Origin of the sequence: Pleurocapsa sp. FMAR1 (genome assembly GCF_963665995.1) — a bacterium.
Classification (GTDB): domain Bacteria; phylum Cyanobacteriota; class Cyanobacteriia; order Cyanobacteriales; family Xenococcaceae; genus Waterburya.
On the sequence record NZ_OY762512.1, the window covers coordinates 1600258 to 1617318 of the forward strand.

The 17061-nt window shown below is 40.3% G+C and carries 15 protein-coding genes, 1 tRNA gene and 1 pseudogene; 6 read left to right on the top strand and 11 right to left on the bottom strand.

Annotated elements, in window-relative coordinates:
* Nucleotides 1-28: 28 nt before the first annotated feature.
* Nucleotides 29-124 (bottom strand): photosystem I reaction center subunit XII, encoded by a 96-nt coding sequence (gene psaM / locus SLP02_RS07760; RefSeq protein WP_319420087.1) that lies wholly within the window; start codon nucleotides 122-124, stop codon nucleotides 29-31.
* Between the two features lie 490 nt (nucleotides 125-614).
* On the opposite strand from psaM, the gene SLP02_RS07765 reads away from it, so the two are divergent.
* The 3 genes and pseudogenes from SLP02_RS07765 to SLP02_RS07775 all read left to right on the top strand — a co-directional run bounded on the left by SLP02_RS07765 (nucleotide 615) and on the right by SLP02_RS07775 (nucleotide 3087).
* Entirely contained in the window at nucleotides 615-1313 is a 699-nt protein-coding gene (locus SLP02_RS07765) for a TerC family protein (protein WP_319420088.1), read from the top strand.
* Nucleotides 1314-1592: 279 nt separating this feature from the next.
* Nucleotides 1593-2922, top strand: a pseudogene (locus SLP02_RS07770) (IS4 family transposase).
* 33 nt (nucleotides 2923-2955) lie between these two features.
* Nucleotides 2956-3087 (top strand): hypothetical protein, encoded by a 132-nt coding sequence (locus tag SLP02_RS07775; protein ID WP_319420089.1) that lies wholly within the window; start codon nucleotides 2956-2958, stop codon nucleotides 3085-3087.
* 325 nt (nucleotides 3088-3412) lie between these two features.
* Here SLP02_RS07775 and SLP02_RS07780 read toward each other — a convergent pair.
* Together SLP02_RS07780 and SLP02_RS07785 are read right to left on the bottom strand one after the other, a co-directional pair.
* Nucleotides 3413-3494, bottom strand: a tRNA-Leu gene (locus SLP02_RS07780).
* Nucleotides 3495-3546: 52 nt separating this feature from the next.
* On the bottom strand, nucleotides 3547-5127 hold the full coding sequence (locus tag SLP02_RS07785) for a family 10 glycosylhydrolase (protein ID WP_319420090.1): 1581 nt from the start codon (nucleotides 5125-5127) through the stop codon (nucleotides 3547-3549).
* Nucleotides 5128-5279: 152 nt separating this feature from the next.
* On the opposite strand from SLP02_RS07785, the gene SLP02_RS07790 reads away from it, so the two are divergent.
* Nucleotides 5280-6320, top strand: a complete 1041-nt coding sequence (locus tag SLP02_RS07790; RefSeq protein ID WP_319420091.1) for a mevalonate kinase family protein — start codon at nucleotides 5280-5282, stop codon at nucleotides 6318-6320.
* A gap of 99 nt (nucleotides 6321-6419) precedes the next feature.
* On the opposite strand, the gene SLP02_RS07795 is transcribed toward SLP02_RS07790, so the two are convergent.
* From SLP02_RS07795 to SLP02_RS07825, 7 genes are all read right to left on the bottom strand, one after another.
* Entirely contained in the window at nucleotides 6420-6731 is a 312-nt protein-coding gene (locus SLP02_RS07795; protein ID WP_319420092.1) for a YkvA family protein, read from the bottom strand.
* A gap of 114 nt (nucleotides 6732-6845) precedes the next feature.
* On the bottom strand, nucleotides 6846-7598 hold the full coding sequence (locus SLP02_RS07800; protein WP_319420093.1) for a hypothetical protein: 753 nt from the start codon (nucleotides 7596-7598) through the stop codon (nucleotides 6846-6848).
* 24 nt (nucleotides 7599-7622) lie between these two features.
* Entirely contained in the window at nucleotides 7623-8291 is a 669-nt protein-coding gene (locus tag SLP02_RS07805) for a hypothetical protein (RefSeq protein WP_319420094.1), read from the bottom strand.
* 233 nt (nucleotides 8292-8524) lie between these two features.
* Nucleotides 8525-9310: a hypothetical protein gene (locus tag SLP02_RS07810; protein ID WP_319420095.1), complete on the bottom strand. Its 786-nt coding sequence runs from the start codon at nucleotides 9308-9310 to the stop codon at nucleotides 8525-8527.
* Between the two features lie 57 nt (nucleotides 9311-9367).
* Complete coding sequence (locus SLP02_RS07815; RefSeq protein WP_319420096.1) at nucleotides 9368-9700, bottom strand: hypothetical protein; 333 nt, start codon at nucleotides 9698-9700, stop codon at nucleotides 9368-9370.
* Between the two features lie 37 nt (nucleotides 9701-9737).
* Nucleotides 9738-10343, bottom strand: coding sequence for a Maf family protein (locus tag SLP02_RS07820; protein ID WP_319420097.1), 606 nt, complete (start codon nucleotides 10341-10343; stop codon nucleotides 9738-9740).
* A 248-nt stretch (nucleotides 10344-10591) separates the two neighbouring features.
* Nucleotides 10592-12025, bottom strand: coding sequence for a glycosyltransferase (locus SLP02_RS07825; protein WP_319420098.1), 1434 nt, complete (start codon nucleotides 12023-12025; stop codon nucleotides 10592-10594).
* A gap of 337 nt (nucleotides 12026-12362) precedes the next feature.
* Between SLP02_RS07825 and SLP02_RS07830 the strand changes: the two genes are divergently transcribed.
* Nucleotides 12363-13652 carry a bifunctional sterol desaturase/short chain dehydrogenase gene (locus SLP02_RS07830; RefSeq protein ID WP_319420099.1) on the top strand — a complete coding sequence of 430 codons (1290 nt, stop codon included), beginning with the start codon at nucleotides 12363-12365 and terminating at the stop codon, nucleotides 13650-13652.
* 291 nt (nucleotides 13653-13943) lie between these two features.
* On the opposite strand, the gene SLP02_RS07835 is transcribed toward SLP02_RS07830, so the two are convergent.
* Nucleotides 13944-15167: an HhoA/HhoB/HtrA family serine endopeptidase gene (locus tag SLP02_RS07835; RefSeq protein ID WP_319420100.1), complete on the bottom strand. Its 1224-nt coding sequence runs from the start codon at nucleotides 15165-15167 to the stop codon at nucleotides 13944-13946.
* Between the two features lie 226 nt (nucleotides 15168-15393).
* Between SLP02_RS07835 and SLP02_RS07840 the strand changes: the two genes are divergently transcribed.
* Entirely contained in the window at nucleotides 15394-17007 is a 1614-nt protein-coding gene (locus SLP02_RS07840) for an Hsp70 family protein (protein ID WP_319420101.1), read from the top strand.
* Nucleotides 17008-17061: the final 54 nt, after the last annotated feature.

Genomic DNA, 17061 nt, shown 5'->3' on the forward strand with positions numbered 1-17061 from the left:
AAACTAAGAATAGTTTTGTAAGACAAACTTATTTATATAGCTCTAGAGATAAGCGTACTGCCATCACTCCAGGAATCAAAGCCACAAGCAAAGCTATAAAAATTTGGGTATCTGAAAGAGACATGGTATTCTAACTCCTTACTAATTCGATCAAAAGATATTCCATCCTTAATTTGCGTCATAATTGACCCCAAGAGAAACATCTTGTAACAAGATGCAACATAATTAAGAAGGAAACTTAAGAAAAAACTGGATGAAACTAGGAGAAAATTACACAATTGACAGATTCTTAAATCGACGATTGATAATTTAACCTAAATAAATATAGACGAGCGACCCCCTAAAGGGTTCGACAGTTCCTTCAACAGCGCGATTATTCAAGCGGAACTAAATTCCGCGAATCTCGCGCTCAAGTCGGTAAAACCGCCCAACGGACTGTCTCACCGCGTCGCCGACAGAGGTCAGACCCCGCGCCGACGCAAGGCGCAAGGGAATGCTGACCTAGCAAACGCCAGTTCCTTCAACGGGTTACAGACCCGCAACGGACTGGCTTGGGAACGCGCGAGGAATGTGCTAAGACTTTCATCCTTGTTTAATTCAAAAATATATAGTAAATGTTGTCAAACATAGTTAACTACTTTACCAATGCTGGGGCTGAAACCTATCTAATACTGCTGGTTTTGATTTTGTTAGAGGCTGTTTTGTCTGCTGATAATGCGATCGCCCTAGCTGCGATCGCCAAAAGCATCAAAGATCCTCAAAGACAGCGTCAGGCTCTCGATATTGGGTTAATCGGCGCATATATACTGAGAATTGCCCTGATTTTGGCTGCTACTTGGGTAATTAAATACTGGCAGTTTGAGCTATTAGGGGCGATGTATCTCCTGTGGCTAGTTATTAATTACTTTTTCTTTAGTGATGAAGATAATGCGGACGAAAATCGCAGCTTAAGTTTGAAATCTCTTTGGCAAGTAATTCCGACTATTGCCATTACTGATCTGGCTTTCTCTCTAGATAGCGTCACTTCGGCGATCGCCATCACCGAAGATACTTGGCTGATTATTGCTGGTGGAACGATCGGCATCATTGTTTTACGCTTCTTGACAAGTTTGTTTATCAAATGGCTACAGGAATATACTTACTTAGAAGACGCAGGATTTATTACAGTTGGCTTTGTTGGCTTGCGTCTGCTCTTAAAAGTTTGGCTACCAGATTACTTCATTCCAGAATGGTTAACTGTAGCAGTAGTAGCTATATTCTTTACCTGGGGTTTCTCTAAGCGAGAAGCAGTGGAATCTGAGAGCCAAGAGTAATAAAGCTTATAGCCCTATCTTTTGGCAATAAAAGGTAGGTAAGGGTGCAAATACACTAGATTTTTAGGACGTTGGATATAATGGGTAGCTGAGGGTTGATTACTCGCCCTTAACTTACTATTTAAGGCATTGGTAACAAGTTAAGGAAATCAGAAAAAAGTCAAGTAAAAAACCAAATCGTGTCAAACTCATAGAGAATAAGCAATTGAACGATTTTATTTCTCTATGGGTAAGAGTAAAAGACTGAATCGAGATCACGCCAAAAAAACGCAACGACCAATGGTAGAAGATCGAGTCATTGCTGAACACTTAACCGCTTTATTAACTCCAATCATTACATCTCAGTCGCGGTTTTTTCGAGAATTGGGACTTAGAGATAGGATTTTGACACTGCCTTTAATGGTAGCTGCGGTGTTAACTTTGTTGTGGAGAGACGTTCCATCCGTTACTGAATTAGCGCGGTTACTCGAAACGTGAGATGATTTTTATGGTGCGGGAAAACAAAGGTTAGTCAACAAGCCTTATCTCAAAGATTTTTAACCTTTCCTGCTATTTTATTGGAGAGCATTTTCACCGAACTTTTGCCCAGCCTGAAAGCCAGATGGTCGGGTCGTCACAATCGACCATTACCCGAAAGTGTTCAATTTACCTTGTCTAAATTTGACAAGATTTGGATAGCTGACGGTTCAACTAAGAAGGCATTATTTCGCAAGCTCAAGAGTTTGTCAGAGGTAAAGTCGGGAAAATTAGCTGGAAAGATGGGTGTGGTCATTGATTTGGTCACACGATTGCCCGTAGAAATCTGGTTTCAGGAAAATCCCAGTGCTTCCGATACTCGTTTTGAAGATAATTTATTAGAGTTAGTTTCAGCCAAGACCTTGTTGTTACTAGATCGAGGATTTTATCATTTTCAGTTTTGGCAAAAATTAATCGATAAAGGAATTCACTTTATTACCCGCATTAAGATTAATGCTGCCATTGAGTATCAACAAGTTTTTACTGATAGTTATACTTTACGCGATCGCTCTTGTCAAGATCGGCTCGGGGACAAAAAAGACTCCATTTGTTACCAATGGCGGTTGATTGAAGTCAGAGTCGGTAAAGAAGGCGCGTTCCTATTTAACTTCAGTGCTTGAGCCAGAAATATTACCTCCCTATGTTGTCATTGATTTATATCAAAAACGCTGGCGGGCGCGAAGATGCTTTTAATACAGTCAAACGACTTTTAGGATTAAGTTACCTTTGGACGGGTTCAATTAATGGCATTAAGCTACAGATTTGGGCAACTTGGCTATTTTACGCCGTTTTAGTCGATTTAGGTGATGCTGTGGCTGATGAAATCGCACTTCCTTTTGACTGCATCTCCTTAGAAATGATTTATCGTGGCCTTTATTATTTTCATGGTGCTTCAAAGCGTGGAGAAGCTCAAGATCCAGTTAAGTATTTTTCTAATCCCGATATTCAGAAATGTTTAGGCATTGTGAAAAGACAGCGAAAACCTAAGCAAAAGCTCATCATTGCTCCTTTTCCAGATAAACAGCGTGGTTCTGACCAGTTTTTCTATCAATTTCCTTCTAAACCTTCTTTGACAGTTAGCTTACAAGCTTAACTTGTGACCAATGATTTAAGGAGATTTCCTAATATGACTAAACAGAAAAAGACTGGAGCAAAAGCTGAACCAACTTCAAAAGCGGCAGGCAGCAAAAACCCCAGTAATGCAGCAAAAACTGCTGGTTCTACACCATTAAAAACCACCCCTAAGAAGAAAAAGTAAAACAAACTTAGGTTGGTCTTAATTTTCTTTGGCTTGTTAGCGGCAACTAGCAAGCCATTCATTTTTGTTATTCTACGATAATTTGTTTAAAAAGCAAATTAAGGAGACACAAAAAAGGGTTGCATTAAAAGTAACTACAAATATACTGTTAATTGATGACCTAACCCCAAATACTACCAAGAAAAAACCTAATAAGTACGTACGAGTGTAATGAGTACTTATGTTTTTACTATAGTTAATTTTGAGTAAATATTTAAGCAAGATTGCGATCGCAGCGTTCACAGGCGTTAAGTAAATACCTTAAGTCGTGAACCACTGCGAACAATGCGGATGAAAGGACTTGAACCTTCACGTCCGAAAACACTAGAACCTAAATCTAGCGCGTCTACCAATTCCGCCACATCCGCTTTTATATGCGACGCTAACTATCATAACAGATGCACAGAATAAATAAAACTTTTAAAGCAAATTACATGAATTTCGTTGGCGATCTTGACTTGGTTCTTGCCAGGAATAGCCAAAATGACTAATAGAATTAACTTCTGGAGTTGCCTTGCGTAATGCTTCCATCTGAGCTTCTAAGGGGGGATGGTTGCGATAAACTTTACCCCAAGCACCAGCTAAAGAAGGAACAACTGTTGTTGTCTTGGGGGCTATCTTTAAAACACTTTCTACCTGTTTAGCAATACAGTCTGTCTTTTCTTCACATAGAGCGTAAGCCATAGGATGCCACTCTAAGTCTGGAGGAAATTTATCCCAAGCTTGGAGACGAGAATCAAAGCTATTTTTGCCTATTAAACGATTACCCTCAGGAAAAAAGACTGCTCCTGCGGGAATGCCTCGATCTTGAACAGGTTTAACAGCAAAAGACAGAAAATCAAGCACACCTTGTGCTGCATGAGCTACAGATAAGAACCAAAGTTGTTGGCTTAGGCTAAGATAGCGTGACTGAAGAGTTGCTTTAGAGTCAGGCACATTACGACTACCCTGCCAGCTTGGATCTTTTTCTTGGGGGTATTGCTGATCGATATTTTTAAGATCTTGAGCGGTAAAATTACCAGTTTCTACATATTTTTTAATTACGGCTAAACCTTTTTTGTTGGTGGCTCTATTGTATAGAGCATTAAGGGAGGATTTACCATAAATCCATAAATCTCGAACGTTATCAACATAGGCCTGTCCGCCTATACCTTGAGGGTAACGAACGTAATCAAATAAAACACCGTCTGGCTGGCGTTTGAGGACTGCCTGCAACAAATTATAGTAATCTGCTTGTGCTTGAGGGGAATAAGGATCGACAAATGCCTGAGCGCGATCGTTAACAAAAGTAAGACTATTTGAACCCTGTCCATTGCGAGCCAATGCTTCCTGGCGATCGCCAAGCTGGGCATAGGTATAGCCATAGTTCATGGTAAATAACCAAGCGTAGACCTTTATACCTCGTTGATGTGCTTTATCAATAGTTTGCTTTAGTAAATCAGCATTTTCTGCTCCAGGCGATCGCACTACTGGTATCCAAGGAGTAGGATTATCTCCAGGCGGTAAAAGAACTTGACTATCGTAGAAAACTTCTAAATGTATTTTGTTGTAGCCGAGATTGACAATACGGTCTAGTACAGAATCTATTGAACCAGCAGTTACGTCACAGGGATAAAGACGCAACCAAATTGCCTGTTCTGCTGGCCAAGTTTGACTACGGCATAGCTGTAGCATTTGAGCGTGCTTTTGCACAATTCCTTGATACTCTTTGATAGCGGTTGAACTTCCTTCTAAAGAGGCTTTTAGCAGCTTTTCTTTTGCCTCAACTTTGTCGGGGGTAAAATGACAATAAGGGCCAGAAGCAGCTTGAGCAGGTTTCACGCCTAACGGCTGGAAGCTAGCTAAAATAGTTACAAAGCTAACAATTAAACTTGAAGTGATTTTGGGAATTGTTTTACCTAGAGCAATTGGCTCAATAGAGGCAGGCTTATTAATTAATTTCTGATTTAGTGGAGGTTGAAAACTGCTCCACAATCGAAAATGTTTGGTAATTTTACCCATATTTGATAATACTCCGTATTTCTACGACAGAATTAAATAAAAAGCTGAATAATAGAGCCTTTTCTGGCTTCAGCTTGGTTTTTATTTCAATTTTCTGCCTTTATTTAATAAATATATATATGACCCAATATTTTAACAGGATTGTTTAAAAGATGAATTTTTTTGTCCCTGGTCGTCTTTGTCTATTTGGTGAACATAGTGATTGGGCAGCAGAATATCGCCAGATCAATCCTAATATTGAACCAGGCTACGCGATCGTGGTTGGCACCAATCAAGGCATTTATGCTCAGGTCAAAACCCATAGTGATTTAGTTTTTAAAACGGCAAATCAGCCTCAGATATTAAAGCTAGCTATGGATAAGAATTTGTTGTTAGAAATGGCTCAAACAGAAAATTTCTATAGTTACATAGCGGGTGTCGCCTATCAAGCTTTGACTCGTTATGGAGTGGGTGGTTTAGAAATTGATAATTATTTAACGAATTTACCTATGAAAAAAGGTTTATCTTCTAGTGCAGCAATTTGTGTGTTGGTTGCCAGAGCATTTAATTATTTTTATCAGCTAAATTTGACTATTGAAGAAGAGATGAATCTAGCTTATTGGGGAGAAAAAACAACCCCTAGCCAGTGTGGCAGACTAGATCAAGCCTGTGCTTTTGGTAACCAGCCAATTTTAATGATTTTTGATGGCGATCGCCATCAGCTAAAACCTTTGACTATAGGTCAAGACCTGTATTTTATTGTGGTTGACTTAGCTGGTTCAAAAAATACTCAAGAAATACTGACTCAGCTTAATCAATGCTATCCTGTCGCTAAAAATGCTCTAGAAGCTCAGGTGCAAGACTATTTGGGCAGAATTAATGCTCAGATAGTTCAAGAAGCTATTTTGGCTTTAGAGCGAGGAGATGCAGCTATACTTGGTAGTTTAATGTCACAGGCGCAAACTGAATTTGACCGCAATCTGATTCCTGCTTGTCCTCAACAACTAAACGCACCTATATTACATCAGCTACTTAAGCACAAACCTTTGCAAGCTTATGTTTATGGTGGAAAGGGAGTAGGATCCCAAGGAGACGGTACAGCACAGTTTATTGCTGACGATCGCCATAGCCAACAAAAAGCGATCGCCATAATTCAGCAAGATTTTCCGCAGATGCAGTGCTACGAGTTAAATATTCCTCAGTCAAATTTATAAAGATCAAAGGGCGATCGCTTTATGGCGATCGCCCTTTGAATATTCAGTCTAAATAACTGAGGTTAAAAGTATACTTAAAACTTAAAGTGATGTATTAATTTATTGATTTGTAGCTATTGTTTCGGCATCAACATCAACAACATTAGTCTCGCTACCTATATCTTCGGTTGTTACATTGTTCTTTTCTTGGCGACTTTGCAATTTAGCAAAAGCCATTTGCGATAATTCTGTAAATAATAAACCAGCTAAAACCACATCATCAATTTGCCCGACAATTGGAAAGATATCGGGTATGACATCGATAGGACTAACAAGATAGATTGCTGTCCCAAGCATTACCCACCAGCGATACTTTGGATGACGAATTGCGCTGCGATACCATTCATATAGGGAAGAGAGGGAAAAATTCATCTTTGTTTTCGTGTCCTCGATTAAGTTATTTTTATTATGACACTTCCTAGTTGCTAGCTTAGTGTGGATAACCTCATTCAGATAATTCGGTAAGTACTATGATCTAGTGATTAATTATGACAAAGCACTTATAGTATTCCAGGCAATTTGATGATTTTTAGTGCCATTTGACCAAAAACCATTAATTAAACTATGCAAAATCAAGATTTTAAACTTGTTTTTGATTGTTTTTTTGAAGCATTTTGTAAATAAATAAACAGAAAAACTAATTATTAATATTTTAAATAAAATGTATATTGGTAAATAAATCCATAGACAGATGCTAAACATAATTAAAGTAGTAAACCATAAAACTTTAAATAGCCTTGTAAGGGAATTATTAACTTTTAAAGGTAGTTGAGCTAGTATTTGCAGAATCAACCAGTGATGAGCCTTAATAACTTTTGCTAATAATTGAGGATTTTGACACAAATCTTGCTGAACTTGTTGGAATATTTGTCCTTCTGAATTAATAATGCTCCGAACTACTTTTTTTGACTGGCTATGAGAGAATAAATAATTACTGGTAAAGATTAGTGGCGATCGCTCGATAGACATCAAATTTGCTCGATGTAGCCACTCGTTAAAATTTAATTGTTCTGCTGAAAAATAATTTAGTAGAGCATAATAGCGTAAATCAGCAAGATTATCAGGAGAAAGAGTAAACCTATAGTTATTTTCTTTTGCTTGTTCTATTTGGCTTAAAATCTCTGGATCAAAACGAAAAACAATTTGATACGGAATAGATAATTTATGGCTAATTCTAGCTCGATCTATTTGAATACAAGAATTAAAAATATTGGTGGCTATTGGCTGTTGACTTTTCACTAAGTTGCGGATACTAGATTTAAATTAAAACAAAGAGAGCATAAATTTAAGCAAACCTCGCCATTGTTGTTCTCCTGCGGTGATAGATTGTTCGTGCAGTTGTAACAATAAATCGCGATCGCTTCGTTCTAAAATAGACTGAGCATAGCGGTTCACAATTTTGCCATCCAATTGCAAAGATGTCTGAGCATAGGTAGTATCAGAGATGTTGTCATAACCCGATGAACTACGTAAAATGCGATCGCGACGATCTAAAGCAGCTTTTCTTTTGCTTAACTGCTGTAGGATATTAATAAAAGTGCGATCGCGCAACAGCTTATTGACCTCAGACATACTTTGCTGACCACTATGGGGAATAGCTTCGGGTAACCTAGTCGGGATGGTTTCCCACTCGGAGTTATTCTGACTGAGAATTGGCAAATCTCGTTTAATTTCAGATACTAGGGTGCGATTGTATAAGGTCGATTTAGGATCGATTACTTGTAAACAATATGCTAGTTCCAACTGACGACGTAATTGCAAATAACGATCGTCTAAAGATGAGTCAATTGTCGAGCGTTCCAAATAAGAACGAGAAAGATAATATATGCCTTGATAAACTTCCCAAGGAATAAACATCTCGTCCACAATCTCCTCGACTATAACGGTGCTAATTTCTACGGCAGTAATACTATCGAGCAAATTATGATTCATTAATTGCGTATTGTATGGACTTTCTTTGTTTTGATTTATAGGTTTTTAGCTCTTAGCTTCTACGAAACAGGGATGATTTTGGATAATCAGCTACGTAAACTGCAATTCATACTTGGAAAATAAATTTTTTTACATCTAGATTAAGCAATTAAGCATGAGTTGCGTTAAAAGCGATTCTTAATTTATCTCTTACTCCCTGCGGGGAGTATACCCCTTGGCTACTCATTACTTCTTTAATGTTGCTCCTCTGGAGATTCCGAAGAATTCCCCTCTCCTTCCCAATTTTGCCAATTTTGAGCAGCCTCTCGGATATTGAGAGACTTAAGATCGAATACCTCGCACTTTACTTTCTCATCGTCGGCATCTTCTTTTAGCCAATCACCCCAATCACCTTGTCCTGGCTGAGGATTTTCTTCTGAGCGATCGCTATCATGATCATCATCAAGATCGGCTAAAGACATTAAATCGTCTACCACGTCATCTTCTTCTGAAACAAAAGAAAGCAGGTTCGGCTCTGGGTTATTAGTTTTTATCCTTGAATTAAAGTCTGATGAAACCGCCTTGGTCATGTTGGCAGATAGTTGATTTGTCTCACGCTTTGGGGGTAGAGGCTCTCTAGTTACATCGGCAGCAATATCAACCCAGTTAGAATCTTCAGAAGTCTGTTGTTGAAAAGCGGACATTAACTGGAACATCTTTTGGAGACTAATTAGATTATGTTGAATGGTTTGATGTCCTTGAGTTACTTGCTCAATATGGAACTGTTTAATCTCCGAATAGCGATCGCCAGTTAGCTTTTCGCCAATTTCATTCTCGACTTTGCCTTCAATTAGACTGATGTGGGTGCGTAAACTACTATCTCCCTGAGACTGATTAGTATCTGCCTGATGCTGATTGCCTTCGGAGGTAATAATCTTAGTAGTAATATTTAGTTCAGGTGCATTACTCATGGCAACTAGGAAAGCTTCCTGGATATTGCCTGCTCGGATTGCCTGTTTAAAATCTTCGCTGGATGTCATCTGTTTCAAGCTTAAATAAAGAACAACTGTTTAATTGAGTGAGCAGTATAGACTTGATTATTTATTCAAACGACTTGGACTTAAAAGACGACGCATTTCTTCTAAGCTAGCCAGGTTTTTGATTAAGAAGCCTTGTTTTTGTTTTACTTGCTCAATATGCCATTGTTGTAATTCCCCATAGGCAGGATTGTCAATCAATTCAAGATCGACTTCATGTTCTACCGTGCCGTTTAACAAATTGATTCGTGTCGCAAATCTCTCTGTTGATGGGGATTGAGTAGCTCTATCTAGATCATTTTCAATGCAGGTAGTAACGTTTATTTCTACCGTCTTACTCATCGCTATAGTCAAAGCTGCAAAAATTTCTTGAGCCTGAATTTTGCCTTGCATTTTTTAAGTTCTAGAGTTTACCAACAGTAGCAGTTCATCACTGCCAAAAGTTGGTGATATTGTAGCCCAAGTTTTCTAACATTTGATGTAATAGAGGAAGGCTTAAGCCGATGACGTTGCTATGGCAGCCTTCAATTTTCTCCACAAACATACCTCCTTTTCCTTCTAAGGCAAAGCTACCAGCACATTTGAGAGGTTCACCCGTGGCAACATAAGCCTCGATAGTGCGATCGCTGATATTAGCAAAATAAACCTGAGTAATACCGCAGCGAATTATTTTTCTTTGTTGCTCCAGGTCTAGCAAGGCATGACCTGTATAGATCTTGCCCATTTTACCGCGCATTTCTTGCCAGCGAGCGATCGCCTGTTGAGATGAGTCTGGTTTACCATAGATGCGATTATTAATTGTCAATATTGAATCACATCCCAAAACTAAAGCATCACTAAATTGAGGTGCGACGGTTTCCGCTTTACATCTAGCCAAGGTTGTGACCAATTCAGCAGGATCTTCTATTTGCACCCGATCTTCATCAAAATCGCTTTTACATACCAAAGGTGCTATTCCTACCATCCGCAGCAACTTCAAACGCGCCGTAGAAGCAGAAGCCAAAACAAAACGAGGAGATGATTTATTTGCATTCATAAGCACCTATATATTTAAACTGCATATTGTACGCTCTGGTATCAGATTAAAATCGGGCAGATTGTAACTGTTTATGCGGATGATGAGACTCTAGTTAATTAGGCAAAAAATTAAGGTTAATGTTTACGGAAGGGGCGTGGGGAGGGACGTAACGTCCCCACCAGGACGGCGCTTATAAAGGGGGAACTTTCCCCCAGGAATAAACTTTGATTCTTACAGATAAGCTACTACCTACTACCTACTACCCACTACCCATTATTAAGACTGGTTGCTCCTTCATGAACTGTTTTCACCCACTTTAATCTTTTGGGGCGAATAGACATTCTGGCAGTAATACTTAGCATCACAACTTGCCAGTGAGCCATATAGATTAATCCTCTGATAGACTGTCCAACAATATCTAATAGTACGGGCAAAGTTAGAGCTTTGTTTTCGGCGACATGAATACGCACTAAGCCTTTAAATATACCGATAAAACCCCAAACGAATAACAGAATAGTTATCGGACTAAGAATAGGCAAACGGTGACGAGCGATCGCCAGAATACCATCAGGTACATTGGCAGCGGGAAGAATGTATTGCAACAGCATCCAGCACAGTAGATCGATTCTTTTGCCAAAGCCCATGGGCTTACTAAAGATATAACGCCAATAATCGAGATAGCGTTGATAACCCCCTTCCGCCCAACGGTTGCGCTGATGCCAAAGTGAGCTGGCTTTGGTTACTCCTTCTTCTAACACTCCAGGAGTCAACAAAAAGTCGATGCGCCAATTATCTAGATGCAGACGAATAGTTAGATCGAGATCGTCGGTAATGGTTTCCTCATTCCAGCCACCACAGCTATTTAAGGCAACACGACTAACAAACTGACCATTGCCCCGTAACTCGCCGATACCATCGACAGCAATACGCTGTTGTTGGACATAGCTATCCAATGCCATCTCTGCTGCTTGTCCCTTTGTCCAAAAGTTTTCTGACCTATTGGCGATCGCTTTTCGCACCTGTACTGCCCCTGTGTCTTGACTGTCAAATAAAGGCACAACTCTTTTTAGTAAATCTGGACTTACCTTGGCATCAGCATCAAAAACGCCAATAATATCACCAAAGGTTTTTGGTAATACCTGATTTAATGCCCCAGATTTTCCGCCACCTGCATTGGCTGCACGATGAACTACTCTTAATTGGGAATATTCCTTGGCTAATTTATCTAAAATAATTGGCGTATTGTCGGTACTGCGATCGTCTATTGCCCAAACTTCGTATTTATCAGTAGGGTAATCGAGACTACAGAGCATAGCTACCAAATTACTAATTACCGTCTCTTCGTTTTTGGCTGCTACTAAAAGAGAAACTTTGGGGACAGATTCTGACTCATCTATAGTCAAGGGCGGAGGCGTATTTTCAGGTCGAGTAAATAAATAGCGCAGTATTTGCATTCCTACCAAAACAACTATAGCCAAAACGACCCATTTTCCCCAACTTACAAAATGCAGAGAAATAGTAACTATCCAAATTACCATCAACAAAAAAGCGGCTTTTTGCCTGCGTCCCGCTAGACCTTGAAAGAAATCTTCTCGAAATTCTGCTTCGGCTGCTTCTGGGTCGGCTAATTCGCTTAGGAGAGAGTTAATGGGGTCGGATTCTAGATCTGATTCCTTTTTGCGCCAATAATTCTCTGCCATAGTTGTTACATTTGCTCGCTGCTTGTATTTAAAGCGATTATGGCTGTTGTAATATCAGCTTAAAATAATCGCACTGGCTCAATTGTAACCAAAAATGTAAACTTTCTTAGCTAAAATTTAATAAATGCCTAATGTAGATTAACGACCTTCAGAATTATTGGTTTTCAGCTATCAGCTATCAGCTTTTAGCTCTAAGCTACTACGTATAGAGCTAAATCAAGTTATTTAGCTACTAAGAAGTTTAATCACGACGAGATAAAGATTAGCTTGTCTATAATCTCAAGCTAGTTTGAAAGCAATTTTTAATTCACACTAAACATTAATAATATTTTTTTCGATGATGAACAGTTTGGCTACAGGGTTAGCGATCGCTTTATGCTCGGTACTATGGGTAGAGTTTGTCAGAGATTTTTATCATGTTTTGTCCCATCTCTGGCAGCCTTTATATCGTCTTCACATATGGCATCATAAGGTTTTTCGCCGCGACCTCTCCGTTGTTAGCGACACCATTTATCGTCAGGCGCATTGGTACAATGATGTGCCTGAATCTTTAGTGATGCTGCTGTTGAGTATTTTGCCTTGGAGTCTGGTTTCTGCTTGGGATCTTGCTCCTCAATGGGCAGCTTGGGCTGGATCTTTCTATACTCTGAGCTTTTTAATAGGCGCGATCGCTCGTGGTTTAGGTATTCCCTTTGTTGACGAGCTTACGGACATTACCCATCGTCCAGGAGAATTTACTACTCTGCCTTCTCGCTGGCTGGTAAATCGTCCTTACCATTGGCGACATCATTTTGATAACCAGAATGCCTATTTTTCTGGCACGTTAACGCTTGTAGATAAACTGTTAGGGACAGCACTGTCCTTGAAAAATAAGCGGATAGCGGTTACTGGTGCATCGGGTACTTTAGGCAAGGCTCTATTAACCCAGCTACATTTAGCAGGGGCAAAAGTTACCGCTTTTACTTCATCTAATACTGACATTACCTTAAATGTTTCAGGGGAAGATCTGGCTATCAAAACCGTAGCTTGGCAAATTGGCAAAGAAGCAGAATTACTAACCTTCTTAGAGCAAATCGATATTTTAATTATTAATCATGGGGTGAATGTTCACGCTCAAAGAGACGAAGCTGCGATCGCTAAATCCTATGAAGTTAACACTTTCTCGACTCTACGGCTGATGGAGCTATTTTTTCAAACCGTTAAAAGCGATCGCGACATGATCACAAAAGAAGTGTGGGTAAACTCCTCAGAAGCAGAAGTAAACCCAGCCTTTAGTCCCTTATATGAGCTAAGTAAAAGAGCGACAGGAGATCTTGTAACCATGCGTCGCTTAGATGCTCCCTGTGTCGTGCGTAAGCTCATTTTAGGGCCGTTTAAAAGTCAGCTAAACCCTGTAGGTATCATGTCTGCTAATTGGGTAGCCAAACAAATTGTTAATTTGGCACGCAGAGATTTCCGTAATATAATCGTGACCATTAATCCTCTTACTTTTATCCTTTTTCCCATCAAAGAACTTTGGGTTGCTAATTACTTTCGATTCTTTACAGCCACCACAACCAAAGTTGCTCAAAAGCGGTCAGACCCCCTAAAGGGTTCAACAGTTCCTTCAACGGGACGAGGCTTATAAAGGGCGGACGCAGGTTCCGCCCACAGCCCCTTAGAAACCTCCGCAACGGACTGTCTCACCGCGTCGCCGTTAGAGGGCAGACCCCCTAAAGGGTTCAGCAGTTCCTTCAAGTCGGGGAACCCGCCCAACGGACTGCTTCACCGCGTCGCCGTTAGGCGCAAGGGAATGCTGACCAAGAAGCTAAAAGCTAAAAGGGTCTAAGTCCCCTCTTTCTCGAAGAGGCGAAAAGTCTTCAATTAAAAGTAGTTTAAATCTACTTTTAATTGAGCTAATAGCTAACAGCAAAGCGGTTTAAGACAGCCCTTTTAGCTGAGTTGTCACAACTTTTAATTTCAAAGTGCGATCGCTGCGTTTAACGGTAAACTGTAGGCTTTGATTGAGGTTACTGCTGTCCACAAGCGACTGTAATTGACCTGCATCAGTAATCGTTTGACCATCAATAGCCACAATTACGTCTCCTAAGCGTAAACCTGCTTTTTCTGCTGGTGTATTAGGCAAAACTCTAACGATCAAGACCCCATTTGTTTCGGGAATAGCAAAAGGAGAATTAGGATTTTGGTTATTTTTCTGTGCCAACTCAGGAGTTAGACTTCGCATCTGCACACCAATATAAGGATGGGGAACTTGTCTGCCCGCAATCAGAGTATCAGTAATAGATTTAACTTTGTCAATGGGAATAGCAAAGCCGATGCCATTAGCATCAGGACGAATAGCTGTATTGATACCAATAACTTCTCCCTGTTCATTAAGTAATGGTCCGCCAGAGTTACCAGGATTGATAGCTGCATCGGTTTGCAAAAAGTCAATTTTCTTATCGGGGATACCAACCTCAGCCGAGGAACGAGTTAAAGTACTAATGATGCCCAAGGTAACGGTATTGTCTAAGCCCACAGGGTTACCCACGGCGATCGCCCAGTCTCCTACTCGAACATTACCAGAGCTACCCAATACTGCTATGGGCAGATCTTCGCCTGGATCATCAATTTTGACAACTGCCAAATCAGTTACCTCGTCAGTGCCTTTGACTACCCCTGCAAATTCTCGTCCGTCTTTGAGAGTTACGGTAACTCGATCTGCACCACTAACTACATGAGCATTGGTTAAAATCGTGCCGTCTTTTTGGGTAATAAAGCCCGAACCTTGTCCACGCAACTGCCTTTCTCTGGGCATTTGTTCGCCAAGGCGATCGCCAAAAAATTCCCGAAAAAAAGGATCTTGAAACATGGGATCCATTCTGGTGGCAATAGTTTTCTCTGTATCAATCCTAACTACGGCTGCCCCAGTCTTGGCTACTGCTGCTGCCACGAAACTAGTAGAAGCTTTGACAACAGGTGCTTGTGCTTGAATTTGTGGTTCAGGGGTAAGGGTGATAGTATTTTGTTTAGTTTGGGAATCTATAGGTAAGGTGTCTGCCTGTGAAGACATCACTCTAATACTGCTAAAAGTCAAAATAACTCCTAAAAAAAGGGCTATAGCGTGGCTAGCCACTTTACCTAGAAATCGCTGCTTGGTCATTATTTTTAGTTAAATTTAATATTAGGGAATTAATCATACTTTTTTATCATAGCTTGACTAAATGTTTGTCTGCTGTGACCCCAGAAGGCTGAGTAATCTCTGACCGCGGAGTACCGTTCACTGGAAAATGATCGTTAGCTTCTTTAAGATTTATCTTTTACTTGCAATCTCATAACTATAAGTTCTAAGCTTTAAGCCATAAGCTGATGACAATTAATTCTTGGCAATGGTAAGTAATTCAAGTTCGACTAGTTATGCAATAGATTTTGGTACTAGCAATACGGCGATCGCTCGCTGGAATCGGGCTACGGAAAAAGCAGAACTAGTTAGCTTACCTAATTTATCTCAACAGTTTAGTTCCCTCCCACCGCTTATTCCTAGCTTGGTATACGTAGAGGATGCAGCCACAGGCAAAATTATTGCCGGACAAGCAGTGCGCGATCGCGGTTTAGATATCCAAAGCAACCCGCGTTTTTTTCGCAGTTTTAAGCGCGGAATTGGTACAGATATTCAGGGCTTTTTACCTCAGCTAGACGGCAGAAATTTATCTTTTGAGCAGGTTGGCGAATGGTTTTTACGGGAATTGATCGCCAGTCTGAGAGGGGAAACAGAATCAGATCTTCAATCATTGGTTTTAACTGTCCCCGTCGATAGTTTTGAATCCTACCGCCATTGGCTGATGGGGGTATGTCAGTCTTTAAAAGTAGAGCAAATTAGAATCCTCGATGAGCCGACTGCTGCTGCTTTAGGCTATGGTGCAGGGGCAGAAGAATTACTGTTGGTGGTAGATTTTGGTGGAGGAACAATTGATTTATCTTTAGTGCAGCTATCGTCAACCAGCCCTCAAACTCGGGGCTATCTCCTCAAGTGGGGACGAAAAATGTTGGGAGAAAATACGGCACAACAAAAAAATACGGCACGGGTAATTGCCAAAGTGGGAGACAATTTAGGGGGAGCAGATATTGATAATTGGCTGGTAGATTATTTTGCCACCACCCAAGCTTTGCCTAAATCTGCTTTAACGACTCGTTTGGCAGAAAGATTGAAGATTAAGCTGACTAAGGAAACAGAAGCACAAGAAGTTTACTTTAACGATGAAACTTTAGAAACCTATGAGCTAGCTCTAGATCGCGATCGCTTTAACAGTATTTTAGAGCAGCAGCAGTTTTTTAACCGACTTGATGAGCTTATGACTCAGGTTTTGCAACAGGCGCGACGCAATGGCGTAGAAACTACTGACATAGATTCAGTCTTACTAGTAGGTGGCTCAGTACAAATACCTGCCGTCCAAAATTGGGTCAAGCAGTATTTTGATGAAGATATGATAAAGAATCAGCAACCTTTAGAAGCGATCGCTACTGGGGCATTACAGGTATCTCGAAGCATTGAGGTAAAAGACTTTCTCTATCATAGCTACGGTATTCGCTACTGGAATCGGCAAACAAATAGTCATGGTTGGCATCCGATCATTAAAACAGGACAGCCTTATCCTACAGAAAAGCCAGTAGAGATAGTTTTGGGTGCTTCTACCCCAGGGCAAAGCAGTATTGAGTTAATTATTGGTGAACTGAGTGCAGCCACTGCCACCACAGAAGTTTATTTTGATGGCGATCGCTTAATTACTAAAGCTGTAGATACTCTGGGCGATCGGGTACAGCCGTTAAACGACCGAGATGGGGCAAGGACAATTGCTCAACTTGAGCCTGTGGGCAATCCTGGAAGCGATCGCCTTCAGCTTTTGTTTAGCGTTGACGATCAGAGGCATTTGCGTATTACCGTTGAAGACCTATTAACCCAACAAACTTTACTAAATAATTACATTGTAGTCAAGCTAAATTAACGAAGCATATTGTAATATGTACTTAAGTGGAAACTAGGGTATCAATCACCAGTA

Bases quoted from the DNA above. Each gene is read 5' to 3' on its own strand.
- SLP02_RS07810 (WP_319420095.1), bottom strand. From the start codon at position 9,310: ATGACATCCAGCGAAGATTTTAAACAGGCAATCCGAGCAGGCAATATC.
- SLP02_RS07840 (WP_319420101.1), top strand. From the start codon at position 15,394: ATGGTAAGTAATTCAAGTTCGACTAGTTATGCAATAGATTTTGGTACT.
- SLP02_RS07815 (WP_319420096.1), bottom strand. From the start codon at position 9,700: ATGCAAGGCAAAATTCAGGCTCAAGAAATTTTTGCAGCTTTGACTATA.
- SLP02_RS07805 (WP_319420094.1), bottom strand. From the start codon at position 8,291: ATGAATCATAATTTGCTCGATAGTATTACTGCCGTAGAAATTAGCACC.
- SLP02_RS07830 (WP_319420099.1), top strand. From the start codon at position 12,363: ATGATGAACAGTTTGGCTACAGGGTTAGCGATCGCTTTATGCTCGGTA.
- SLP02_RS07795 (WP_319420092.1), bottom strand. From the start codon at position 6,731: ATGAATTTTTCCCTCTCTTCCCTATATGAATGGTATCGCAGCGCAATT.
- SLP02_RS07765 (WP_319420088.1), top strand. From the start codon at position 615: ATGTTGTCAAACATAGTTAACTACTTTACCAATGCTGGGGCTGAAACC.
- SLP02_RS07835 (WP_319420100.1), bottom strand. From the start codon at position 15,167: ATGACCAAGCAGCGATTTCTAGGTAAAGTGGCTAGCCACGCTATAGCC.
- SLP02_RS07775 (WP_319420089.1), top strand. From the start codon at position 2,956: ATGACTAAACAGAAAAAGACTGGAGCAAAAGCTGAACCAACTTCAAAA.
- SLP02_RS07785 (WP_319420090.1), bottom strand. From the start codon at position 5,127: ATGGGTAAAATTACCAAACATTTTCGATTGTGGAGCAGTTTTCAACCT.
- psaM (WP_319420087.1), bottom strand. From the start codon at position 124: ATGTCTCTTTCAGATACCCAAATTTTTATAGCTTTGCTTGTGGCTTTG.
- SLP02_RS07790 (WP_319420091.1), top strand. From the start codon at position 5,280: ATGAATTTTTTTGTCCCTGGTCGTCTTTGTCTATTTGGTGAACATAGT.
- SLP02_RS07825 (WP_319420098.1), bottom strand. From the start codon at position 12,025: ATGGCAGAGAATTATTGGCGCAAAAAGGAATCAGATCTAGAATCCGAC.
- SLP02_RS07820 (WP_319420097.1), bottom strand. From the start codon at position 10,343: ATGAATGCAAATAAATCATCTCCTCGTTTTGTTTTGGCTTCTGCTTCT.